The sequence below is a fragment of the Rhizobium sp. GCM10022189 genome (assembly GCF_042656325.1).
Classification (GTDB): domain Bacteria; phylum Pseudomonadota; class Alphaproteobacteria; order Rhizobiales; family Rhizobiaceae; genus Rhizobium.
In genome coordinates this window covers 60,248-83,571 of the sequence record NZ_JBHSOR010000006.1, presented here as the reverse complement: position 1 = coordinate 83,571, position 23,324 = coordinate 60,248, and the positions used below count along the sequence as shown (strand labels likewise).

The window sequence follows — 23,324 nt, the reverse complement described above, 5'->3', positions numbered from 1 at the left end:
AGTTTTGAACATGAACGACGATACATCGAAAAGACGGCTTGGCCGCGGCCTCGCAGCCCTTATCGGCGAAATGGATCAGCCTGTTCCGGCAGAAGCGGAGCGACCGACCGTCAGTGCTGATCGGATGATCCCTATCGAGTTCGTCACTCGCAACCCTCGCAACCCTCGCCGCTTCTTTGACGATGCCGAGCTTCACGACCTTGCCAGTTCCATCCGCCAGCACGGTATCGTGCAGCCGATCGTCGTCAGAACGCTTGCGCGGGATCGCTATGAAATCATAGCCGGCGAAAGACGCTGGCGGGCGGCCCAGCTTGCAGGCTTGATCGAAATCCCTGTGATCATTCGGGATGTGGACGACAAGACAGCGTTGGAAATTGCGATTGTTGAAAACGTTCAACGCTCCGATCTCAACGCGCTTGAAGAGGCGCTTGGTTACGAGCAGCTCATTGCCGAATATGGATATACGCAAAACGATCTTGGCGAGATCATCGGCAAGAGCCGCAGTCATGTCGCCAATTCCTTGCGCCTTTTGAAGCTGCCGGAGCCGGTCCGCGACATGTTGGCGGCTGGGAGCCTTTCCGCGGGCCATGCGCGTGCGCTGGTTTCGACTTCAGATCCGGCAGCACTCGCACGCACGATCGTCGCCAAGGGCATGTCGGTGCGTGACGCGGAGAAGCTTGCACAGAACGACATCAAGGCCCAGTCCGAGCCGCAGGCGCCCGTTCAAAAGAACCAGAAGGATTCCGACACGCTGGCCCTGGAGCGCACGTTGTCGGATACGCTCGGGCTCGATGTGTCCATCAATCACAAGGCCAGCGGCGGCCAGATCCGCATCTCCTACAAATCGCTGGAGCAGCTTGAGGAAGTCTGCAGGCTTCTGGAACGCCGCTGATCAGGCTTGAGGGCGCCTTGCCGATTGCAGGGTCGTGGAAAGCAGAGTTTGCATGGCGATGCTATCTTCCAGGATCTGACGCTGTCTCGTCTGCAGGACGGCCGCCTGCAGACGTTTTGTTTCGCGAGAGATCGCGTCCGCGCTCCAGCTCTTTAAAGCTTGTTCCATAATCGGTTTCCGGCGGAAATGCAGGTGCCTGCCCAGCGTCTGCATGACCTGCGCAGGCGGCAATCTCTTCTCATCCATCTCCGCCCGCATCGTGTCGAGAAGCTGGAACTGGCGAAGGCAAGCCTGGAGAACGAGAAAAACCGAGGTCTTGGAACTGGTGATCTTCTGCATCGCATGCAGGAAACTGTTGCTGTTGCCGCTCAGGATCGCGTCAACGGCGTCATCGACCGAGATGGCGCTGGCGTCGCCGATTATTTCGGTAACGTGATGATCGTCAATCGTTCCCATGCCACGGCAATAAAGCGCCAGTTTGCGAATTTCGTTCCTTGAGGCAATTCTGTCGCCGCCGATCAATGCGACAAGCGCCTGCCTTGCGGCCGGCGTTATGCCGAGGCCTTCGGCGGAAAGTTCATTGTCGATCAACGCGTTCAGCGCGCGGCCATCGTCGGCATAACAGGGGATGGCAACGGCCGCACGAGCAGCCTCGACTGTCTTGCGCAAGGCGGATCCCTTTTTGAGGTCGCCTGCTTCGATAATGATGCTTGCTGCCTCAAGAGCAGCACCCGACAGGAATGCAATAGCGTCGACGAGATATTTCTCGTTGGCAGCGCCGCGTATCCAGATCAGCTTTTCGCCGCCGAAGAGGCCGATGGACTGAGCTTCATCGACAAGCCGGCCCGGCTCTTTCTGCAGGTCGCCGACATCAAGCTTGGTAACGGAGAACGGATCGTTCTGATCGATGCCGGTCTTTCCGGCGATCATCGCGGCGCGCTCGGAGACGAGCCCGCGGTCAGGGCCATAGATCAGATAGATGCGATAGAGGCGTGCCGATTTCTGCAGAAACCCTTCGAACTCATGGGATTTGATTTCCGCCACGCCACCGCTCCCTTAGCGGCTGAGCGCGGCGGCGATATCTGCTCCCACGAACTCGGCTGCCTGGTTGGCGGCGCGATTTTCGGCATCGCGGATGGCACGCAGCTTTGCAAATTCCTGATCGGGAAAGTCGACGAGGGCCGTCGCTTCGCGTCTGCCCGCCTTGATTACCTGGTTATCCTTCGTGGTGCGCAGGGTGTAGCTGACGGAAACCGTCGCACGGCCTGCGCGAGAGGTATCGGAGGATTGAACGAGCAGGGTATCGGCAATGACCGATGAAACCTGCATGTCAACCATGTAATCGGGCTTCACGGGTTCACCGGCGCCACGTGACGCCAGGAAGATCAGGTGGTTGCGAACTTCCTGTCCGACACGCGTGCTGGCTTCGGAAAAGCCGACGGAGCCGAGCTTCTCGTTGACGCCGGTGCTCTCGGAATAGAGCGGCCGAACCTGGCAGGCGGAAAGCAATGCCGCAGAGACAAGGATTGTGACGATGCCGGCGCGTCGCGCAAGCTTGCGGGCGAAATCAGACGACAATGTTTACGATCCTCTGCGAAACCACGATGATTTTTTTCGGTGCCTGACCGTTCAATGCATTCTTCACCGCGTCCAATTCCAGCACGGCTTCGGTGACGGCATTCTGATCTGCGTCGCGCGAAATTGTCAATTCGGCGCGCTTCTTGCCGTTGATCTGCACCGGCAGAATCACCTCATTCTCCACGACCAGCGATTCGTCATAATCCGGCCATGGTGTATGGGCGATCAGGTCCTTGTTGCCAAGCGTCATCCAGCATTCCTCGGCCAGGTGCGGCGTCATGGGCGCAACGAGCTGGATGAGGATCTCGGCGGCATTTCGGATGGCAGCCCGGTAGGTCGCATCGCCCTCGCCGGCCGCGACCTTCGTCAGCGGTCCCGCCAGCGCATTGACCAGTTCGTAGATGCGGGCGACGGCCTTGTTGAACCAGAGCCTGTCGTAGTCGTTCTGGACGGCCTTCAGCGTTTTGTGGGCAAGCTGCGAGATCGCCAGTGCTTCACCTTCCTTCGCGGGCCTGGGCTCTACGGCCGACAGTGCCTCCGCAGCCTCCGAGATCAGGCGCCAGAGGCGCTGCGTGAAGCGGTGAGCGCCTTCGACACCGGCCTCGGACCAGATAACGTCGCGCTCCGGCGGGGAGTCGGAGAGAACGAAGAAGCGGGCAGTATCGGCGCCGTAGGAGGCAATGATATCGTCGGGATCGACGACGTTCTTCTTCGACTTCGACATCTTTTCAATCGAGCCGATGGTGATCTGTTCGCCACCTTCCAGCAGATAGGCGCTGCGTTTGCCGTCGATCTCCTCGATGCGGATATCGGCAGGGGAAATCCATTCGCGGTGCGTGCCGGCGCCGCGGCTATAGGTTTCGTGGACCACCATGCCCTGTGTGAAGAGGCCCTTGAAGGGTTCCTTGACGTCCACATGGCCGGTCTCCCGCATCGCGCGGGTGAAGAAGCGCGAATAGAGCAGGTGCAGGATCGCATGCTCGATACCGCCGATATACTGATCGACCGGCAGCCAGCGGTTGGCGGCAGCCGGGTCGGTCGGCTGCTTCTCCCAGGGCGCCGTAAAGCGGGTGAAATACCAGCTCGAATCGACGAAAGTGTCCATCGTATCGGTTTCGCGTCGTGCATCCTTGCCGCATTGCGGGCAGGAGACGTGCCGCCAGGTCGGGTGACGGTCCAGCGGATTGCCGGGCTGATCAAAAGTCACGTCCTGCGGCAGCTTGACCGGCAGGTCCTTCTTCGGAACCGGCACAACGCCGCAATCATCGCAGTGGATGACAGGGATCGGGCAGCCCCAGTAGCGCTGACGGGAAATGCCCCAGTCGCGCAGGCGGAAATTGACCTTGCGTTCGCCCTGCGGCGCGTTGCCAAGCAGGGTCGAAGACAGCTTGTCGGCAACGGCCTGGAAGGCTTCGTCCGTCGTCTTGCCATCCAGGAAGCGTGAATTGATCATCACGCCGTCACCGTCATAGGCGGTATCGCCGATGGTAAAGCTGGCAGCATCACCATCCTTCGGCATGACAACCGGCACGACAGGCAGTCCATATTTGCGGGCGAAATCCAGGTCTCGCTGGTCGCCGGAGGGGCAGCCGAAGATGGCGCCTGTGCCATAGTCCATCAGCACGAAATTCGCGACATAGACCGGCAGCTCCCAGGACGGATCGAGCGGGTGCTTCACGCGGATGCCCGTATCCATGCCCTTCTTTTCCGCCGTCTCGAGCGCGGCAAGAGAGGTGCCGGCGCGGCGGCATTCCTCGCAGAAGGCCTCGATTTCGGGGTTCCTGCCGGCAATCTCCTTGGCGAGCGGATGATCGGCGGCAATTGCCAGGAAGGAGGCGCCGAACAGCGTATCGGGACGGGTCGTGTAGACCACGACTTCGGTTTCGCCGGCAGGGGCGGTTTCCGGGACGATTTCCCAGCGAACCGTCAGGCCCTCGGAGCGGCCGATCCAGTTCTTCTGCATCAGGCGGACTTTTTCCGGCCACTGGTCGAGCGTATCGAGCGCGTCCAGCAGGTCCTGGCTGAAATCGGTGATCTTGAAGAACCACTGTGTCAGTTCGCGCTGTTCCACCAGCGCGCCGGACCGCCAGCCGCGACCGTCGATGACCTGTTCATTGGCGAGAACGGTGTTGTCGACCGGATCCCAGTTCACCTTGGACTGCTTGCGGTAGACGAGGCCCTTCTCCAGGAAGTCGAGGAAGAGATGCTGCTGCTGCTGGTAATATTCGACATCGCAGGTCGCGAATTCACGCGACCAGTCCAGCGACAGGCCCATGGCCTTCAGCTGTGCCTTCATCGAGGCGATATTCTGATAGGTCCAGGATGCGGGATGCACGCCGCGCTCCATCGCCGCATTTTCCGCCGGCATGCCGAAGGCGTCCCAACCCATCGGATGAAGGACGTTATAGCCGCGCGCGCGCTTGTAACGCGCCACCACGTCGCCCATGGCGTAGTTGCGGACGTGACCCATGTGAATGCGGCCCGACGGATAGGGGAACATCTCTAGGACGTAATATTTCTCGCGCGGATCGGAGTTGTCGGTCTCGAAGACCTTTTCCTCGTTCCATTTCTGCTGCCAGCGGGGCTCGGCATCGCGCGGATTGTAACGTTCGGTAGCCATGTATCAGAATTTCCGGAAAATCAGGGGAGGTTGGTCGAGACCTTCACCATGAAACCAACCGAGCGTCAAGTTTTGCCGGCGCTTCACGCGTTCGATCTTGGCTTTGAGCGATTTCGCAGAGAGAAGTCTTGGCAAGGCCGCGCCTGCCCGGTAGTGCATTGCCGGTGGATTTATGCCTGTTATCGGGACAGAACGATGGAACTTCAAGAGCGGTTGAAAGAAGTATGGTCCAGAATTGCCGCGGCAGCGCGGGATGCAGGCCGCGCAGAGCCGGCAGTGCAGCTTGTGGCTGTCTCGAAGACGTTCGAGGCCGATACCATTCGCCTGGCGATCGATGCTGGCCAGCGCATCTTTGGAGAAAACCGCGTTCAGGAAAGCCAGGGGAAGTGGCCGGGGCTGAAGGCGGAAACGCCCGGCATCGAGCTTCACCTCATCGGCCCGCTGCAATCCAACAAGGCTGCCGAAGCGGTCGCGCTCTTTGACGTGATCGAAACTGTCGATCGTGAGAAGATCGCGCGTGCCCTCGCCGAAGAAATGAAGCGGCAGTCTAAGGTGGTGCGTCTCTATGTGCAGGTCAATACCGGCCTGGAACCACAGAAGGCGGGCATTGCCCCTGACGATACAGCTGCTTTCGTCAGGTTCTGTCGCGATGAGCTCGGTCTTGCCATTGAAGGGTTGATGTGCATTCCGCCGGCGGATGAAAACCCCGGCCCGCATTTCGCGCTGCTCGCCAAACTCGCGGAAAAATGCGCCGTCAAGAAACTGTCCATGGGCATGTCCGGCGATTACGAGACGGCCATCGCGTTCGGTGCCACTAGCGTACGCGTCGGCTCGGCGATCTTCGGAGCGCGTTAACAAACGCGCCCAAAGCACCCTTCCGAATCAGAGGATTGCTCATGATTCGCGGAGCCGTCGCCTGGCCGTTGTTTGGAAAGCGATAATATTCATTAATACGAAAAAAAGTTTAAGCGGGCGCTTTCATTCGCAATCGGAGCGCGCGCAGGTTCTGCGGTATCTCTCTAACCTATTAAAATAATTATATAATCCTCATTGCATCCAATTGTTGCCTCACCGGCTGCCGGGCGCTGCCGCAAGCCCTAACGAGAGCTTAAATTAAATTTTCCGCAAGGCTAATTGAGGAATTATTAACTATGTCGGGCGCAACCATTCGTTAACGGCAATGACCCGGCTCGTTCGGGTTTTGCATGAAGCGTCGCCGTTACCGGACTTGTCCGGATGACCCCTTTCACTTCGATTGCGGAAAACGGAACATGACAAGCATCATCACCAACAACGCTGCCATGGCAGCGCTGCAGACCCTGCGCGCCGTAAATGACAGCCTCAAGGACACGCAGGGCCGTGTCTCCTCGGGATATCGCATCGACAAGGCCGCCGACAACGCGGCTTACTGGTCGATCGCAACCACCATGCGTTCGGACAACAAGGCCCTCTCGGCCGTTTCCGATGCTCTCGGCCTTGGCGCTGCAAAGGTCGATACCGCCTACACGGCTATGGACAACGCCATCGACGTCGTCACGGAAATCAAGGCGAAGATTGTTGCCGCCACGGAAAAGGGCGTCGACAAGACCAAGATCCAGGAAGAAATCGACCAGCTGCAGGAGCAGCTGGTGAGCATTGCCCAGTCGGCCTCCTTCTCCGGCGAAAACTGGGTTGCCGGCGCTTCGGGCACGAAGAGCGTCGTTTCCTCCTTCGTCCGTGACGGCTCCAACGCCGTTTCGGTCAAGATGACGGACTATGTTCTCGATGCCGGCACGCTCGGCAACGTGCTGTTCGGCATGAATACCAACGGGACGATCCAGACGACGAGCGGCATCATCGGTACCGCATTCAACGGCACCTATGGCAATGTCTCCATCGTCATGCCGTCGATCTATGCGCTCGATCTCACCAATTTCACGCAGGGCCAGCTCGATGCGGCGCTCTCCGGCGTGGAACTCGTGCTGCAGGCCATGACGAATGCGGGCTCGCAGCTCGGTTCGATTTCGACCAGAATTCAGCTGCAGGAAAACTTCGTCAGCGCGCTCAGCGATTCCATCGACTCCGGTATCGGCCGCCTCGTCGATGCCGATATGGAAGAAGAATCCTCCAAGCTCTCTGCGCTCCAGACGCAGCAGCAGCTTGCCATCCAGTCTCTGTCGATCGCCAATTCCTCGGCGCAGAACATTCTCACGCTCTTCCGCAGCTGACGGCTGCTCAGGAGAAGGGCCACAAAAAACCCCGCCAATGGCGACCGAGCATTGGCGGGGTTTATTCGTTTCAGGAGATGACGATCTCAGAACTGATCGTCTTCATCCTCATCCTTCGGCGTCGAGCGCAGCGAACTCAGCTTGCGGAAGACGGCATCGGCGTCGATTTCCTTTTCTTCCTCACGCTCGTAGCTCGGCGTCAGGCGCTCGGTTTCCTGGGCGGACTGCAGGGTCGCGCCAAGCTCGGCAGCGGTCGGCAGCGGACGGCCCTTGGATGCCTTTTCCACTTCCATATCAAGGTCGATCTGGCTGCAGAGGCCGAGCGTGACCGGATCCATGGGCGTCAGGTTCGCGGAGTTCCAGTGGGTGCGCTCGCGGATCTGTTCGATCGTCGACTTGGTGGTGCCGACGAGGCGCGAGATCTGGGCGTCCTTCAGTTCGGGATGGTTGCGAACCAGCCAGAGAATGGCGTTCGGACGATCCTGGCGCTTGGAAACCGGCGTATAGCGCGGGCCGCGGCGCTTGGATTCCGGCACGCGGACCTTCGGCTCGGAAAGTTTCAGCTTGTAGTTCGGATTGCCTTCCGCACGGGCGATCTCATCGCGGGAAAGCTGTCCGGTGGCGATCGGGTCCAGACCCTTGATGCCCTGCGCGGCTTCGCCGTCGGCAATCGCCTTGACTTCGAGCGGATGCAGTTTGCAGAACTGGGCGATCTGGTCGAAAGACAGGGCTGTATTGTCGACGAGCCAGATGGCAGTCGCCTTCGGCATGAGCAGTTGTTGAGCCATGGATATAGTCCTTCTGTCGTCCGCGCCGGTGTCGCGGTCCGTGGATTGTCACCACAATGTCCGGGAAATATGGCGCTATATAATCGCACTGTCGCAGAATTGCAATTCTTCAGAAATGAAATGACCTTTGTCTAATTGCCGTCATTTGACGACCTGATATGAATTGCGCAATTCGAGTCCGGTCGCTGCTTCGAAACCGGCGGCTGTTGCATAGCCTTGTGAGGAGGAGTTTCGATGTCGGAGAAGATCTATCCGGTTTCCAAACCGGTGAAGACCCGTGCGCTGATCGATCAGGCCAAGTACGAGCAATGGTACGAGGAAAGCATTGAAAACCCTGACAAGTTCTGGGGCAAACACGGCAAGCGCATCGACTGGTTCAAGCCCTATACAAAGGTCAAGAATACGTCCTTTACCGGCAAGGTCTCGATCAAGTGGTTCGAAGACGGCCAGACCAATGTTTCCCATAATTGCATCGATCGTCACCTGAAGACGAACGGCAACCAGACGGCCATCATCTTCGAAGGCGACAACCCCTATATCGACAAGAAGGTCACCTATAACGAACTCTACGAACATGTCTGCCGCATGGCGAACGTGCTGAAGAAGCACGGCGTCAAGAAAGGCGACCGCGTCACCATCTACATGCCGATGATCCCGGAAGCGGCCTATGCGATGCTCGCCTGCGCCCGCATCGGCGCGGTCCATTCCGTCGTCTTCGGCGGCTTCTCGCCGGAAGCGCTGGCCGGTCGTATCGTCGACTGCGAATCCACCTTCGTCATCACCTGCGACGAGGGTATCCGCGGCGGCAAACCGGTGCCGCTGAAAGACAATACGGATACCGCCATCCATATTGCGGCCCGTCAGTATGTGGCGGTCAACAAGGTGCTCGTCGTGCGTCGTACCGGCGGCAAGACGGGCTGGGCGCCGGGTCGCGACCTCTGGTACCATCAGGAGATCGCCAAGGTGAAGCCGGAATGCCCGCCGGTGAAGATGAAGGCGGAAGACCCGCTTTTCATCCTCTACACTTCGGGCTCCACGGGCAAGCCGAAGGGCGTGCTGCATACGACGGGCGGATATCTCGTCTACGCGGCGATGACGCACGAATATGTCTTCGACTACCATCCCGGCGATATCTACTGGTGCACGGCCGATGTCGGCTGGGTCACAGGCCATTCCTATATCGTCTATGGGCCGCTTGCCAACTGCGCCACGACGCTGATGTTCGAAGGCGTGCCGAACTTCCCGGATCAGGGCCGTTTCTGGGAAATCATCGACAAGCACAAGGTCAATATCTTCTACACGGCGCCGACGGCCATCCGCTCGCTCATGGGTGCCGGCGACCATTTCGTGACGCGCTCGTCCCGCGAGAGCCTGCGCCTGCTCGGCACGGTCGGCGAGCCGATCAATCCGGAAGCCTGGGAATGGTATTACAATGTCGTCGGCGACAAGCGCTGCCCCGTCATCGATACCTGGTGGCAGACGGAAACCGGCGGCCATATGATCACGCCGCTGCCGGGCGCGACCGACCTCAAGCCGGGTTCGGCCACCAGGCCCTTCTTCGGCGTCAAGCCGCAGCTTGTCGACAATGAGGGCAAGGTGCTGGAAGGTGCCGCCGACGGCAATCTCTGCATCACCGATAGCTGGCCGGGCCAGATGCGGACGGTTTATGGCGACCATGAGCGCTTCATCCAGACCTATTTCTCGACATACAAGGGCAAGTATTTCACGGGCGACGGCTGCCGCCGCGATGAAGACGGCTATTACTGGATCACGGGGCGTGTCGATGACGTTCTGAACGTTTCCGGCCACCGCCTCGGCACCGCGGAAGTCGAATCCGCCCTCGTCTCGCACAATCTCGTCTCGGAAGCCGCCGTCGTCGGTTATCCGCACCCGATCAAGGGGCAGGGAATTTATTGCTATGTGACGCTGATGGCGGGCAATGAGGGTACGGATGAACTGCGCCAGCAGCTTGTCAAACACGTGCGTTCCGAAATCGGCCCGATTGCTGCGCCCGACAAGATCCAGTTTGCGCCCGGCCTGCCGAAGACGCGATCCGGCAAGATCATGCGCCGCATCCTGCGCAAGATTGCCGAGGACGATTTCGGCTCGCTCGGCGATACTTCGACGCTTGCCGATCCGGCTGTCGTCGAGGATCTGATCGCCAACCGACAGAACAAGGCTACGGCCTAAATCGACAAAGGCCGTTCCGTTATCGGGGCGGCCTTATTCTCCGGCGCAGGAAACCGGCGGCTTGCGGCCGCCATCATAGGCACGAACCAGCCCGTCGCCGAGCAGGTCGCGCGCGGGATCGCGCCCATCGGAAAGCCTGACATTGGCGAGGATGCGTCCGAAATATTTGTCGCCGCTGATGTCGGTCAGCCTGATACTGGGAATACCTGCGATCATCCGCTCCAGCGCCTGGCGCGCCTCAGCCGCCGCCTTTCTGATCTCAGGGCACCGCGAATGGATTTCGGGTGCGTCAATGCCGCGAATGCGGACGTAGACTTCCATCGTCTGCTGCGGGGGCCGAAACCGGCCCGGCAATCTCGTCCCGCGCCGCGAAAGCCGGCACGGTGCCAAGAAACAGCAGGAGAATCGAAGCACTCTGAACATGAAAGGAATAAATTCCTTTCTTTTTTAAAGTCAATAGGAATATTTACTTAGAAATCGATGGCGCGACCATTGATCTCATAGTCGCCGAAGCGCGAAGGCTCCGCCCCGCCCCGCCCGCCGATCTCGGTCGGCAGTTCGGCAGGCTTTGCATTCCTCCGGCGTTCCTCGGCCTCGGCGAGTGCGCGCCTGGCGGCGGGAGAAAGCATCTTGCGTGGCGGCTCCGTGCCCTCCGGCACGGGAGTTTCCACGTTGTCGTTATCGGCCGTCTGCATGCTGCACTCCCGCCTGGAAATATTGAAAATGGCTGGCGAATAACCAAATTATAATGCGCCGGCGCCAGGATTTAAAGCATCGCGCCGCAATCGGGAGATGGAGACCTCTGATGAACCTCATGCGTACTGCCATGTTGCTTGCCTTCATGACGGCGCTTTTCATGTTTGTCGGCTTTTTGGTCGGCGGCCGCGGCGGCATGATGATCGCCTTTCTCATCGCTGCCGGCATGAACTTCTTCTCCTATTGGAATGCCGACCGGATGGTGCTGTCGGCCTACCGCGCGCAGGAGGTCGATGAGCGCAACGCCCCGGAATTCTACCGGATCGTGCGTGATCTCGCCCGCAATGCCGGTTTGCCGATGCCGAAGGTCTATCTCTACGACAGCCCGCAGCCGAATGCCTTTGCCACCGGCCGCAACCCGGAAAACGCCGCCGTTGCCGCTTCGACCGGCCTGCTGGCGGCGCTTTCGCCACAAGAAGTCGCAGGCGTGATGGCGCATGAACTCGCGCATGTCCAGAACCGCGACACGCTGACGATGACGATCACCGCCACGCTTGCCGGTGCAATTTCCATGCTCGGCAATTTTGCCTTCTTCTTCGGCGGCAATCGCGAGAACAACAACAATCCGCTCGGCTTCGTCGGCGTGCTTGTCGCGATGATCGTGGCGCCGCTTGCCGCGATGCTGGTGCAGATGGCGATCAGCCGCACCCGCGAATATTCGGCCGACAGGCGGGGTGCCGAAATCTGCGGCAATCCCCTGTGGCTCGCCTCGGCGCTCGGCAAGATCGCCCGCGGCGCGGCGCATGTGCCGAACTATGATGCGGAGCGCAATCCGGCCACTGCGCATATGTTCATCATCAATCCGCTCTCCGGCGAGCGCATGGACAACCTGTTTTCGACGCATCCGGACACCGAAAACCGTATTGCGGCCCTTGAGGAAATGGCACGCGGCGGCTTCGACGTCTCGACGCCGCCGGTTCGGGCTGCTAATCCGACGCGCAAATCGCGCTCGGTTCCCAATACCGGTTTCGGCCGCGGTGACTCGCAACCGCCGAAGGGTCCGTGGTCTTGAATTCAGACGGCAAGAAGAAGCCAGCTCGCAAACATAAACCTTCTGCAGAACGCTCTGCGCCGGCGCCGGTAAAACCCGGCCTGCCGGCGCGTGCCGCTGCCGCAAAGATCCTCGCTGCCGTCGTAGACAAGAAACTGCCGCTCGACGGTGCATTGGACCACGAGCATGGTAATCCGGCCTACAAGGCGCTTGGGGAAAGCGATCGTGCGCTGGTGCGCGCCATACTCCACGCCACGCTCAGACATCTGCCGCGCATCGATGCCGCCATTGCCTCGCTGCTCGAGACGCCGTTGCCGGATGGTGCTCGTGCATTGCATCATGTGCTGGCCGTCGGCGCTGCGCAGATTCTCTATCTCGATGTTCCCGACCACTCCGCCGTTGACCTTGCGGTCGAACAGGCCAATCAGGATCCTCGCAACCGGCGCTTCGCCAAGCTCGTGAATGCTGTCCTGCGTCGTCTTGGTCGGGAGAAGGAACCGATCCTTGCCGAGATTGCCGGCATTCCGCCGATGCCGGCATGGTTTATCGAGCGGCTTGCAAGGGCCTACGGGAAGGAGAAGGCATTTGCCATTTCCGAATCCCAGTTCGAGCCGGCAGCGATCGACCTTACCGTCAAATCCGATGCCGCAGGCTGGTCGAGCCGACTGAACGGCATCGTGCTTCCGACAGGAGGTGTGCGGCTCTCCGCTTTTGAGGGCAGCATTCCCTCGCTGGATGGATTTGAAGAGGGAGAATGGTGGGTTCAGGATGCGGCCGCGAGTATCCCGGCAAAGCTCTTTGGTGATCTCGCCGGCAAACGTGTTGCAGATCTCTGTGCTGCGCCCGGCGGCAAGACCGCGCAACTCATCCTTGCCGGCGGCAGGGTGACGGCGATCGATCAGTCCGAAAACCGGTTGCGGCGTCTGCGTTCCAATCTGGAGCGGCTCGGCCTCGAAGCCGAGACAATCGCAGTGGATCTTACGAAATTCGAGCCATCCGAACGCTTCGATGCGATCCTGCTCGACGCTCCCTGCTCGTCGACAGGCACGACGCGCCGGCATCCCGATGTGCTTTGGACGAAGGGTCCGGAGGATATTGCCAAGCTGGCGGCTCTGCAGGAACGTCTTCTGCGCTATGCGATCACCCTATTGAAGCCCGGCGGCGTGCTCGTCTTTTCCAATTGCTCGCTTGATCCGCAGGAGGGTGAAGAGGTCGTTGCCCGCGTTCTCGAAGATGTGAAGAACATCGAGCGGGTACCGATCGATGCCGCGAAATGGCCGGGCATGGAGCAGGCCATTACACCGGCGGGCGAATTCCGCACACTTCCTACAATGCTGGATATGCCCGACGGTTTCGCCTCGGGCCTCGATGGCTTCTACGCGGCGGTGCTCAGACGCGCCTGAATGCCATTATATTCTAATTTCATCACAAAATAATACATCGCGGCTGATGAAATCGGTTGGGATTCATCTATTCTTAACCACGAGGGTCAATAGACATTTAATATGCAGTCCGGTCGGCGTCTTGCGAGCATGTATGTTCGGGAAGCTTGGCGGCGCGGTACGCGCCGTGCCGCACTTCTGCGTCTGCGCTTCTTTCGGCATGCAATTCCGGTTCCCGAACGGCTGATCGTCGCGCCGACGGATCTAAGAGGCATCGATTCCCACGTTGCCGATGAGATCATCGACGGCCGGTTTCCGCTCGCCGGGCGGATGCTGGAAACCGGTGGAAAGTCCCCCTTCACGCTCAGTCTTCCGTCGCGCGCCTTCGCGATCCGGCTCCACAGTTTCGGCTGGCTTCGGCATATGCGGGCCAACAAGAGCGAGCGCGGCTCGGCCGTCGCCCGCGTGATCGTCGATAGCTGGCTCTCGATCCACGGGAGCCGTATCGAGGGCATCGCCTGGGAGACGGACGTCGTCTCGCAGCGTGTCATTGCCTGGCTGTCGCATTCTCCTGTCGTGCTGCAGAATGCCGATCGCGGTTTCTATCGCCGTTTCATGAAGTCGCTCGCCTTTCATATCGGCTATCTGCGCCGCATGGCGCCTTATGCGACCGGCGAGGTCCGATTCCGGCTCCGCATCGCGCTGGCCATGGCCTCTGTCGCCATGCCGGTGCGCGCTTCGACACTGCGGCGGGCAGCCCAGGCGCTCGACCGCGAGTTCGACAGCCAGATTCTGCCGGACGGAGGCCATATCTCCCGCAATCCGCGCATCGGGCTCGAGCTGCTTCTCGACCTGCTGCCGCTGCGCCAAACCTACGTCAATCTCGGCCATGACCTGCCGCAGAAGCTGATTTCCGGTATCGACCGCATGTACCCTGCCCTGCGCTTCTTTCGCCATCAGGATGGAGATCTGGCGCTCTTCAACGGCGCGACATCGACGCTGGCGGACGAATTGATGTCCGTATTGCGCTACGACGAGACGGCGGGCCAGCCGTTCAAGGCGCTGCCGCATTCGCGCTATCAGCGGCTTGCGGCCGGCAAGACGGTGATCATTGCCGATACCGGCCCCCCCTCGCCCAGCTGCTTCGGAACAGCCCATGCAGGCAGTCTTTCCTTCGAAATGTCCTCCGGCCGCTACCGCTTCATCGTCAATTCCGGATCGCCGAAATTCGCAGGCCAACGCTATGTCCAGATGGCCCGCACTACGGCTGCCCATTCCACGGTGGTGGTAAACGATACGTCCTCCAGCCGGTTTTCCACCTCGCCGTTTCTGGCGCACATGATGACCGAGCCCGTGGAAACGGTTGCTGCCGAGCGGGTGGAGACCGAAGACGGCCGCGAGGGGATCAAGGCGAGGCATGACGGCTATCTCGACACTTTCGGCGTCATCCATGAGCGGGAGCTGACGCTGAACGCGGCCGGCTCGATCGTGACCGGCATGGATCGTTTCGTGACGGATGACCGGTATCACAGCGAAGGCCCGCTGCGGGCGGTTGCCCGCTTCCACATCCATCCCGCCATCGTGCCACGGCAGAACGACACGGAATCCGTGCTGCTGACAGCGCCGGACGGCGAAAGCTGGCTGTTTTCTTCTCCCGGCAACGAAGTGCTGATCGCGGAGGATATTTTCTTTGCCGACAGCGCCGGCATCAGCAGCTCGGACCAGATCGAGATAGATTTCAATCTGGCGGAGAAACCCGAAATTCGCTGGTTTCTGTCACGCAAGGGATAGAGCATTTCCGTCTTCCTTGAATCGCGGCAAGGCTCCGAGTTTCATTCTCACGCAGTTCCAAACGCAAAACCGCGGCACACTTTTGCTGTAATTGCCCCGGCGGCTGTTTGCGTCGGCTCCAAGCTGTGCTAACGCGGCCTCATCAGAACGTCCCTTGCCCGGATGTCTCCCGCCAAGCCCGAACGGAGAAGGTTCATGGCCGTTATTTCCAAGAAAATCCCCGCCCCCGACAAGGTCGAGATCAAGACCGCGCTGCTGTCCGTTTTCGACAAGACCGGTATTATCGAACTTGCCCGCGCGCTTTCGGCGCGCGGCGTGCGACTGCTGTCAACCGGCGGTACCTACAAGGCGATCGCGGCCGAAGGACTTGCCGTCACCGACGTTTCGGAGGTGACGCAGTTTCCGGAGATCATGGACGGCCGCGTAAAGACCCTGCATCCCAAGGTGCATGGCGGCCTGCTGGCGATCCGCGACGATGCCGAACATCAGGAGGCCATGAAGGCGCACGGCATCGACGCTATCGACCTGCTGGTCGTCAACCTCTATCCCTTCGAGGACGTGCGGGCGGCCGGCGGCGACTATCCGACGACGGTCGAGAATATCGATATCGGCGGCCCCGCAATGATCCGCGCTTCGGCCAAGAACCATGCCTATGTCACCGTCATCACCGACCCGGCCGATTACGCTGAGCTTGCCGAGCAGCTTTCGGCCGATGCCGGCAAGACGGCCTATGCCTTCCGTCAACGTATGGCAGCCAAGGCCTATGCCCGCACCGCCGCTTATGATGCCGCCATTTCCAACTGGTTTGCCGAAGCCCTTTCCATCGATACGCCGCGCCACCGCACGATTGGCGGCGTCTTGAAGGAAGAGATGCGCTACGGTGAAAATCCGCACCAGAAGGCTGCCTTCTATGTGACGGGTGAAAAGCGTCCGGGTGTCTCGACAGCGGTCCTTTTGCAGGGAAAGCAGCTCTCCTACAACAATATCAACGATACCGACGCGGCCTATGAGCTGGTCGCCGAGTTCCTGCCGGAGAAATCGCCGGCCTGCGCCATCATCAAGCACGCCAATCCCTGCGGTGTCGCAACCGGCCCGACACTTCTGGAAGCCTACAAGCGGGCGCTCGCCTGCGATTCCGTTTCGGCTTTCGGCGGCATCATCGCCCTGAACCAGACGCTGGATGCAGAAACGGCCGAAGAGATCATCAAGCTCTTCACCGAGGTTATCATCGCGCCTGACGTCACCGAAGAAGCCAAGGCGGTCGTTGCCCGCAAGCCGAACCTGCGCCTGCTCTCGGCAGGCGGCCTGCCGGATGCGCGTGCGGCCGGCATAACCGCCAAGACGGTTTCCGGCGGCCTGCTCGTCCAGAGCCGCGATAACGGCATGGTCGAGGATCTGGAGCTCAAGGTCGTCACCAAGCGGGCGCCGACGGCCCAGGAGCTCGAAGACATGAAGTTCGCCTTCAAGGTCGGCAAGCACGTCAAATCGAATGCCGTCGTTTATGCCAAGGACGGCCAGACAGCCGGTATCGGCGCCGGCCAGATGAGCCGCGTCGATTCCGCCCGCATCGCGGCGCTGAAGGCCGAGGAAGCGGCCAAGGCGCTTGGTCTTGCCGTCCCGATGACGCATGGTTCGGCAGTCGCCTCCGAGGCCTTCCTGCCCTTCGCCGACGGCCTTCTGTCCATGATCGCCGCCGGCGCGACCGCAGTCATCCAGCCGGGCGGCTCGATGCGGGATCAGGAAGTCATCGACGCGGCAAACGAGCACAATGTCGCGATGGTCTTTACCGGCATGCGTCACTTCCGCCACTGAGGCGGGACAATCGCTCTATTCCCCGGCTTCCGCGGCCGGGGCATGATCAGCTGCGATCCGCCGGATAGGGCGTGCGGATCAGCAACACCAGGCCTCCGGCCAGGAAGAGGATCAGCGTCGACATGCCGAGATGCGCCGATCCGGTCAAATAGGTCACGATCGAAAACAAAAGCGTTGCCATGAAGCTCGTGGCGCGGCCGGATAGCGCATAGATGCCGAAGTAACGGCCGGCCTCCTCAAGGCTGACACTGCGCGCCAGATAGGAACGTGACGAGGCCTGTACCGGGCCGAAAGCCAGACCGATCAGCAGGCCATAGAGGATATAGGCCTTTTCCGCCATCGTGCCGAAAAGGCCGCCGCTGTCGATATTCGAAAGCGGCATCAGCCCGAAGAATGTGTAGCCGGGGCCGGTGGAAATGATGCCGATCGTCGCCAGCAGCAGCAGGGTCAGGCTGATAATGACGGTTGCCTTCGAACCTATCCCCTTGTCGACGCGGCCGGCAATCAGGCAGCCGAGGATTGCGACGACATTGAGGATGATCCCGTAAATGCCGATCTCGATCGTCGCCCAGCCGAACATGCCCGCCGCGAAGGCGCCGCCAAGGATCAGCAGGCCGTTGACGCCGTCCTGATAGATCATGCGGGCGATGAGGAAGGTCAGGATGCCGCGGCGCGCCTTCAGTTCACCGAGCGTATTGCGCAATTCCCTGAGACCGAAGCGTACCGCAAAGCCGAAAGGCAGCCCCTTGCGGGCATCCGGCGTGAAGAAGAACATCGGCAGGATGAAGATCAGGTACCAGACGGCCGAAATCGGACCGGTGACGCGCGCATCCTCGCCCGTGTGAGGATCGAGACCGAACAGCGGATCGAGGCCCAGAATGGTCTTGCCGCTTTCCGGGCTGCCGGCCAATAGCGCGACGACGGCAATCAGCACGATCATGCCGCCAAGATAGCCGAGCCCCCAGGCAGTGTTGGAAAGCTTGCCGACCTCATCCTTGCCGACGAGGCGCGGCATCATGGAATCGTTGAATACGATCGAAAACTCCGCCGAGATCGAGGCAAGAATCATGAAGATGACAGGGTAGACAACCGGCGAACCCGGGGCTGCGAACCAGAGGCAGCAGAGGCTGACGATCTTGACGGCCGCGAAGAAGGCGATCCAGGGTTTGCGCGCGCCTGACTGGTCGGCAATGGAGCCCAGAACGGGAGACAGGATGGCGATGATGACCGAGGAGATGGTCGCCATGTTGCTCCACGTCGTCTGCGCGGCGACCGGATCGGCCGTCAGCCGCGAGACGAAGTAGGGGCCGAAAATAAACGTCGTGACCACGGTGAAGAAAGGCTGGGCTGCCCAATCGAAGAGCATCCAGCCCCATATGCCCTTCTCCGTGGCTTTCGGCGGCTGCGTTCCTGTCCAGTCTATGCGATTCAAGCGTCCGCTCCTTTTTGGGGCGGACTGTCTCATCTCGCCCGGTCGCGCGCAAGATCGGTGAGGATGCCTGCGGCAACTGTGATGCGTGCGAGGTTCGGATCGGCGCCGTCGCTGAGGCTAGCGAGCTCCTCGACGATGCGGTTGATGCGCACCCTGTCCTGCGCATGCCAAGCCTGGACCGGCTGCCTTTCCTTGCCGTGATCGGAAAGGGCGGAGATCACGATATCGCGACGGGCGCTGGCGATCTGATCGATACTGCGGGCAAGGGCGAGGTTTTCGTAGTGGTCGGAGGTGACGATGCGGTTGCCGGCGGCAAGCAGCCGGCCGACGCGGAAGGTCTGGGTAACGGCAAAGTAGTTCTCCGCCGCACGCGGCAGCGCCTCTCCGGTGCGGGCAGCGATCTGCATGATTTCAGGCACGAGAGCGAAGGTCGGCAGTGCCGCGATCTCGGCGGCGAGTTTCTCCGGCAGACCGGCCTGCTGGTACTCCTGCTGGCGCGTGGCAACGTCGGATCCCGCCTGATCGGCGAAGGAGGGCCTGAGTTTTTTCAGTGTTGCCTGAAGCCGGCTAATAATTTCGGCCATATCGCCCTTGGTCATGCCGGTTTTGAGCAACAGGCGTGTCAGCACGGTGAAGCTGCTGCCGATTTCTTCGTAGATGCGGTTCTGAACCTCGCCGGAAACCTTGTTGTCCAGAGCATCCGTTTCGCCCCACAGCCGGTTGAGATCGAAGCCGTCGCGGGCAACGATGGCAGCGCGCACGACTTCCGGAGCAGAGGCTGCGGTCGCGTCCATCATGCTGACGACGAAGCCCGGTCCGCCGCGATTGATCGCCTCGTTTGCGAGCACCGTCGCGACGATTTCCCGTTTCAGCCGGTGGCTGTCGATGTCGGAGGCGTTGGACTTCTGCATCTTCGCCGGGAAGTAATTGAAGAGCGTGTCGACGAAATAGGGATCGTCGGGCAGTTCGCTGGCGATCAATGCGTCGAAGAGGACGATCTTGGCGTAGGAGAGCAATACGCCGATCTCGGGGCGCGTCAGCGGCCGGCCGGCCGTATAACGTTCGGACAGGGCGGCATCGTCGGGAAGGGTCTCGACCTTGCGGTTGAGCTGTCCGGCCGCTTCCAGCACGCTCATGAAACGGCCGAGTTCCAGACCGTTCGCCGTTCCCTTGCGGGCCGTCAGCGAGATCGCCAGGGATTGCAGGTAGTTGTTGCGCAGCACGAGCGAAGCCACCTCGTCGGTCATGCTGCCGAGAAGCTGGTCGCGCTTGGCGCGGCTGAGCCGCTGTTCGTGCATGGCGTTCGCCAGCGCAATCTTGATATTGACCTCGACGTCGGACGTATTGACGCCGGCCGAGTTGTCGATGGCGTCGGAGTTGCTGCGCCCGCCCTTCAGCCCGTAGGCAATGCGGCCCTTCTGCGTGACGCCGAGATTGGCGCCCTCGCCGATCACCTTGGCGCGCACTTCGTCGGCCGTGATGCGGATCGGATCGTTGGCGCGATCGCCGACGTCCGTATCGGTTTCCGATGCGGCTTTCACGTAAGTGCCGATGCCGCCGAACCAGAGCAGGTCGACGGGGCTCTTCAAGATCGCCGTCATGATCTCGAACGGGGTGGCGACCGCCTTGTCGATTCCGATCGCGGCGACGGCCTCCGGCGTCAGCGTGACCGATTTTGCCGAGCGCGAAATGATCATGGCGCCCTTCGAGAGCACGGACTTGTCGAAGTCCTGCCAGCTCGAGCGCGGCAGGTTGAACAGGCGCTGACGCTCGGCAAGCGTCCTTTCCATATCCGGATCGGGATCGATGAAGATGTCGCGGTGGTCGAAGGCGGCCAGAAGCCGGATTTTCGGCGACAACAGCATGCCGTTGCCGAAGACGTCGCCGGACATGTCGCCCACGCCTGCCACCGTAAAGGGCGTCGTCTGGATATCGATGTCCATTTCGCGGAAATGGCGCTTTACGGTCTCCCAGGCGCCGCGCGCGGTGATGCCCATCTTCTTGTGGTCGTAGCCGGCCGAGCCGCCCGACGCAAAGGCGTCGTCCAGCCAGAAGCCGGCTTCCTGGGCGAGCGCATTGGCGGTGTCGGAGAAGGTTGCCGTGCCCTTGTCGGCGGCGACGACGAAATAGGGGTCATCGCCATCGAGACGAACCGTATTGTCCGGCGGGACGATATCGGCGCCGGAAATGTTGTCGGTAATGGACAGCAGCGTGCGAATATAGGTCTTGTAGGCTTCCCGGCCCGCATTGAAGACCTCCTCGCGGCTGCCGCCGACCGGCAGCTTCTTGGGATAGAAACCGCCTTTCGCGCCGACAGGCACGATGACGGCATTCTTGACCTGCTGCGCCTTGACGAGCCCCAGAACTTCGGTGCGGTAGTCCTCGGCACGGTCCGACCAGCGCAGGCCGCCGCGGGCGACGCGGCCGAAACGCAGATGGACACCTTCGACCTCCACGCCATAGACGAAGATTTCACGGAAAGGCTTCGGTTCCGGCAGGCCATCCGCCAGATGCGGGTCGAGCTTGAAGGCGAGCATGGCCTTCGGCGTTCCGTCGGCATTGCGCTGGAAATAATTGGTGCGCAGCGTCGCATCGACGATGTTGACGTAGCGGCGCAGGATACGGTCGTCATCCAGGCTCGGCACGTCGGCAAGCTTGGCCTCGATTGCCTCGTGCAGTTCGGCGAGCTTCCTGATCCGCACCTTTTCCGTAAGCTTGGTATCGAGCGTGTCGTGGAACAGGCGGAAGATCGAGGCCGCGATGACGGGATATTTGTCGAGCGTCGTGGCGATATAATCCTGCGAATAGGCGATGCCGGTCTGGCGCAGATAACGCGCATAGGCACGCAGCACATTCACCTCGCGGGCGGAGAGGCCAGCCGACAGGATCAGCCGGTTGAAGCTGTCATTGTCGATCGTGTCGCTGAAAGCGGCGACAAAGGCTTCTTCGAGCGGTGCGCCGAAACGTGCGAGGTCAATGTCCGCACCACTGCGGGCCTCGAGTTCCATATCGTGCAGCACGACCATGTTGATGGCGCCGTCGGCGGCCGGAACTTCGATATCGAAGGTCCGTTCGCTCAGGACGTTGAAGCCGAGGTTTTCGAGGAGAGGCACGCGGCGCGACAGCGGCAGCTGCTCGCCGGAATGGAAGATCTTCAGCGACAGGATGCGGCCGCGTTCATCGTCCTGGCGATAGTAGAATTCGATGCGGATCGGCTCGCCGGCGGCACATGCGGCAATGTCGGGCAGATCGCCGACTGCTTCATCCGGCGTGAAGGCTTCCTGGAAAGCGTTGCTGACGCCGAGCTTCGGCGCCTTGGGGCCGGCAAGCATCTCGAAGCGGCTGTCCCAGCGCGCGGTGATCTGACGGATCGTTCCCTCGAGCTTGGCCTGCTGGATACGCGGTGTCTTGCCGCCGGAGCGGCCGATGATGAAGTGCACACGCGCCACGCCGCCTTCCGGAAAGGCCGGATAATAGGCGGAAACGCGGCCGTCATAGACCGTCTTCAGATAGGCGCCGATGCGCTCCCGCACGGTCGAGTCATATTCCTCACGCGGCACGAAGACGATGACGGAGACGAAACGGTCGAAATGATCGATGCGCGGCAGCACGCGCACGCGCGGCCGGTCGGTGAGGTCGTTGATCTGCTCGGCAAAGGCGGCGAGCAGCGGCGTGTCGATCTGGAAGAGGTCGTCGCGCGGATAGGATTCCAGCGTATTGTCGAGCATGCGCCCCGAGTGGCTCATCGGGTCGAAGCCGAAATGCTCCTTCACCTTTTCGATCTTGGACCGCAGCAGGGGAATTTCACTGGCAGAGGAAGTGTAGGCGGTCGATGTGAACAGGCCGACGATGCGCAGTTCGCCGGTCACATTGCCCTGCGCATCGAAGCGCTTGACGCCGACATAATCCATGTAGGCACGGCGATGGACGATCGATTTCACATTGGCCTTGGTGACGATCAGAAAGTCCGGGCCATCGAGGAAGGCCAGGATTTCCGGCGTCGTCGTCACCGCGTCCTTGCCGGTGCGCAGAACAAGAACCTCGGGATTGGCAAGAATGCCGAGACCCGTTCCCTTGTCGCGCTCCACCTTCGCATCCGGTCCCTTGCCGGAATAGACGTAGTCGCGCATGCCGAGGAAGGTGAAGTTCTCGTCACGCAGCCAGGTGAGAAACGCGACCGCCTCGTCGCGGTCGGCCTTCTTGCGGCTGGCATTGTAGTTCGAAAGCTCCGCAATCACTTCATCGACGCGCGCAAGCATCGGCTTCCAGTCGGAAACGGCAAGCTCCACCTGCTCAAGCACTGCCTTGATCCGCTTGATCAGGTCGGCGGCCTGAGAGGGGCTTAGCGGCGAAATGTGAAGCTGGATGTGGCTGACCCGCTTTGCCGGGTCGCTCGGCACATCGGCGGAATAGAGTTCCGGAGCCTTGCCGTCTTCCAGGATCAGGATCGGGTGGACCGCCATGAAGATGTCGCGATAGGTGCTGGTCACCTCGCCCATGACGGATTCGTAGAGGAAGGGCTTGTTGTGATCCGTCACCGAGAGGATGGAGACGGCAACGCCATCGGGTGTGACATCGGCAACAGTGTCGATGCTGACACGCGGCGTCTTACCGTTCCAGGCGGCAAGCTCGGATGCCGAGTGTACGGCGGAAAGCGCAAGCATTTCCGGGGTGTAGAGTTCAAGATCGTCGCCGCTTGCCCGGCCGAAGAGAATTTCGGGGTCGAGATGGGGTTCGCCGGTCGCGGCGGCGATCTTGCGCGCGCTCTCGATCTGCTTTTCCCGTTTCGGATTGTTTCTGGTAGCCATGAATCATCCCCCCGATTGTTCTGATGTGGGCAAGTTAGCAGAAGGTTCTTCGAAAGAATCTTTAAAAGAGGGCTTGG

Annotated in this window: 16 protein-coding genes; 8 read left to right on the top strand and 8 right to left on the bottom strand. The window is 60.7% G+C overall.

The annotated features are described in order from the left end of the window. Nucleotides 1–10 precede the first annotated feature (10 nt). Nucleotides 11–892 (top strand): ParB/RepB/Spo0J family partition protein, encoded by an 882-nt coding sequence (locus tag ACFPWW_RS07070; RefSeq protein WP_112755964.1) that lies wholly within the window; start codon nucleotides 11–13, stop codon nucleotides 890–892. Here the strand turns inward: ACFPWW_RS07070 and holA are convergent, their stop codons facing one another. Genes holA through leuS form a run of 3 tightly spaced genes read right to left on the bottom strand, consistent with a single transcriptional unit; the run spans nucleotide 893 to nucleotide 5,090 of the window. Then, nucleotides 893–1,936, bottom strand: a complete 1,044-nt coding sequence (gene holA, locus ACFPWW_RS07065; protein ID WP_377311194.1) for a DNA polymerase III subunit delta — start codon at nucleotides 1,934–1,936, stop codon at nucleotides 893–895. A 12-nt stretch (nucleotides 1,937–1,948) separates the two neighbouring features. After that, nucleotides 1,949–2,470, bottom strand: coding sequence for an LPS assembly lipoprotein LptE (lptE, locus tag ACFPWW_RS07060; protein ID WP_377311191.1), 522 nt, complete (start codon nucleotides 2,468–2,470; stop codon nucleotides 1,949–1,951). Beyond that, entirely contained in the window at nucleotides 2,460–5,090 is a 2,631-nt protein-coding gene (leuS, locus tag ACFPWW_RS07055; protein ID WP_377311189.1) for a leucine--tRNA ligase, read from the bottom strand. Before leuS ends, lptE begins: the two co-directional genes overlap by 11 nt. A gap of 195 nt (nucleotides 5,091–5,285) precedes the next feature. On the opposite strand from leuS, the gene ACFPWW_RS07050 reads away from it, so the two are divergent. Both ACFPWW_RS07050 and ACFPWW_RS07045 read left to right on the top strand, forming a co-directional pair. Then, entirely contained in the window at nucleotides 5,286–5,945 is a 660-nt protein-coding gene (locus tag ACFPWW_RS07050; RefSeq protein ID WP_377311242.1) for a YggS family pyridoxal phosphate-dependent enzyme, read from the top strand. A gap of 416 nt (nucleotides 5,946–6,361) precedes the next feature. Next, nucleotides 6,362–7,297, top strand: a complete 936-nt coding sequence (locus ACFPWW_RS07045; RefSeq protein ID WP_112562544.1) for a flagellin — start codon at nucleotides 6,362–6,364, stop codon at nucleotides 7,295–7,297. An 86-nt stretch (nucleotides 7,298–7,383) separates the two neighbouring features. On the opposite strand, the gene ACFPWW_RS07040 is transcribed toward ACFPWW_RS07045, so the two are convergent. Further along, complete coding sequence (locus ACFPWW_RS07040) at nucleotides 7,384–8,085, bottom strand: DUF1013 domain-containing protein (RefSeq protein ID WP_112562542.1); 702 nt, start codon at nucleotides 8,083–8,085, stop codon at nucleotides 7,384–7,386. 234 nt (nucleotides 8,086–8,319) lie between these two features. Here ACFPWW_RS07040 and acs point away from each other — a divergent pair, with 234 nt between their 5' ends. Then, nucleotides 8,320–10,275, top strand: a complete 1,956-nt coding sequence (gene acs / locus ACFPWW_RS07035; protein ID WP_377311185.1) for an acetate--CoA ligase — start codon at nucleotides 8,320–8,322, stop codon at nucleotides 10,273–10,275. A 33-nt stretch (nucleotides 10,276–10,308) separates the two neighbouring features. Here the strand turns inward: acs and ACFPWW_RS07030 are convergent, their stop codons facing one another. Both ACFPWW_RS07030 and ACFPWW_RS07025 read right to left on the bottom strand, forming a co-directional pair. Beyond that, nucleotides 10,309–10,596: a thermonuclease family protein gene (locus ACFPWW_RS07030; protein WP_377311183.1), complete on the bottom strand. Its 288-nt coding sequence runs from the start codon at nucleotides 10,594–10,596 to the stop codon at nucleotides 10,309–10,311. A gap of 149 nt (nucleotides 10,597–10,745) precedes the next feature. After that, nucleotides 10,746–10,970: a DUF1674 domain-containing protein gene (locus ACFPWW_RS07025; protein ID WP_112755972.1), complete on the bottom strand. Its 225-nt coding sequence runs from the start codon at nucleotides 10,968–10,970 to the stop codon at nucleotides 10,746–10,748. Nucleotides 10,971–11,080: 110 nt separating this feature from the next. Here ACFPWW_RS07025 and htpX point away from each other — a divergent pair, with 110 nt between their 5' ends. The 4 genes from htpX to purH all read left to right on the top strand — a co-directional run bounded on the left by htpX (nucleotide 11,081) and on the right by purH (nucleotide 17,007). Next, a complete protein-coding gene (htpX, locus tag ACFPWW_RS07020) occupies nucleotides 11,081–12,043 on the top strand; it encodes a zinc metalloprotease HtpX (protein ID WP_377311180.1) in 963 nt (320 codons plus the stop codon). After that, nucleotides 12,034–13,425, top strand: a complete 1,392-nt coding sequence (locus tag ACFPWW_RS07015) for an RsmB/NOP family class I SAM-dependent RNA methyltransferase (RefSeq protein WP_377311178.1) — start codon at nucleotides 12,034–12,036, stop codon at nucleotides 13,423–13,425. Before htpX ends, ACFPWW_RS07015 begins: the two co-directional genes overlap by 10 nt. A 102-nt stretch (nucleotides 13,426–13,527) precedes the next feature. Then, nucleotides 13,528–15,195 (top strand): heparinase II/III family protein, encoded by a 1,668-nt coding sequence (locus ACFPWW_RS07010; RefSeq protein WP_112702753.1) that lies wholly within the window; start codon nucleotides 13,528–13,530, stop codon nucleotides 15,193–15,195. Nucleotides 15,196–15,390: 195 nt separating this feature from the next. Continuing rightward, nucleotides 15,391–17,007: a bifunctional phosphoribosylaminoimidazolecarboxamide formyltransferase/IMP cyclohydrolase gene (gene purH / locus ACFPWW_RS07005; RefSeq protein WP_113500425.1), complete on the top strand. Its 1,617-nt coding sequence runs from the start codon at nucleotides 15,391–15,393 to the stop codon at nucleotides 17,005–17,007. A gap of 46 nt (nucleotides 17,008–17,053) precedes the next feature. On the opposite strand, the gene ACFPWW_RS07000 is transcribed toward purH, so the two are convergent. Together ACFPWW_RS07000 and ACFPWW_RS06995 are read right to left on the bottom strand one after the other, a co-directional pair. Next, nucleotides 17,054–18,472, bottom strand: coding sequence for an MFS transporter (locus ACFPWW_RS07000; protein WP_377311175.1), 1,419 nt, complete (start codon nucleotides 18,470–18,472; stop codon nucleotides 17,054–17,056). Then, nucleotides 18,469–23,247 (bottom strand): NAD-glutamate dehydrogenase, encoded by a 4,779-nt coding sequence (locus ACFPWW_RS06995; RefSeq protein WP_377311173.1) that lies wholly within the window; start codon nucleotides 23,245–23,247, stop codon nucleotides 18,469–18,471. Before ACFPWW_RS06995 ends, ACFPWW_RS07000 begins: the two co-directional genes overlap by 4 nt. Between the last annotated feature and the right edge of the window lie 77 nt (nucleotides 23,248–23,324).

Coding starts and splice junctions, on each gene's coding strand:
- ACFPWW_RS07070 (WP_112755964.1), top strand. CDS start 11: ATGAACGACGATACATCGAAAAGACGGCTTGGCCGCGGCCTCGCAGCC.
- leuS (WP_377311189.1), bottom strand. CDS start 5,090: ATGGCTACCGAACGTTACAATCCGCGCGATGCCGAGCCCCGCTGGCAG.
- ACFPWW_RS07050 (WP_377311242.1), top strand. CDS start 5,286: ATGGAACTTCAAGAGCGGTTGAAAGAAGTATGGTCCAGAATTGCCGCG.
- ACFPWW_RS07045 (WP_112562544.1), top strand. CDS start 6,362: ATGACAAGCATCATCACCAACAACGCTGCCATGGCAGCGCTGCAGACC.
- ACFPWW_RS07040 (WP_112562542.1), bottom strand. CDS start 8,085: ATGGCTCAACAACTGCTCATGCCGAAGGCGACTGCCATCTGGCTCGTC.
- acs (WP_377311185.1), top strand. CDS start 8,320: ATGTCGGAGAAGATCTATCCGGTTTCCAAACCGGTGAAGACCCGTGCG.
- ACFPWW_RS07030 (WP_377311183.1), bottom strand. CDS start 10,596: ATGGAAGTCTACGTCCGCATTCGCGGCATTGACGCACCCGAAATCCAT.
- ACFPWW_RS07025 (WP_112755972.1), bottom strand. CDS start 10,970: ATGCAGACGGCCGATAACGACAACGTGGAAACTCCCGTGCCGGAGGGC.
- htpX (WP_377311180.1), top strand. CDS start 11,081: ATGAACCTCATGCGTACTGCCATGTTGCTTGCCTTCATGACGGCGCTT.
- ACFPWW_RS07010 (WP_112702753.1), top strand. CDS start 13,528: ATGCAGTCCGGTCGGCGTCTTGCGAGCATGTATGTTCGGGAAGCTTGG.
- purH (WP_113500425.1), top strand. CDS start 15,391: ATGGCCGTTATTTCCAAGAAAATCCCCGCCCCCGACAAGGTCGAGATC.
- ACFPWW_RS07000 (WP_377311175.1), bottom strand. CDS start 18,472: ATGAGACAGTCCGCCCCAAAAAGGAGCGGACGCTTGAATCGCATAGAC.
- ACFPWW_RS06995 (WP_377311173.1), bottom strand. CDS start 23,247: ATGGCTACCAGAAACAATCCGAAACGGGAAAAGCAGATCGAGAGCGCG.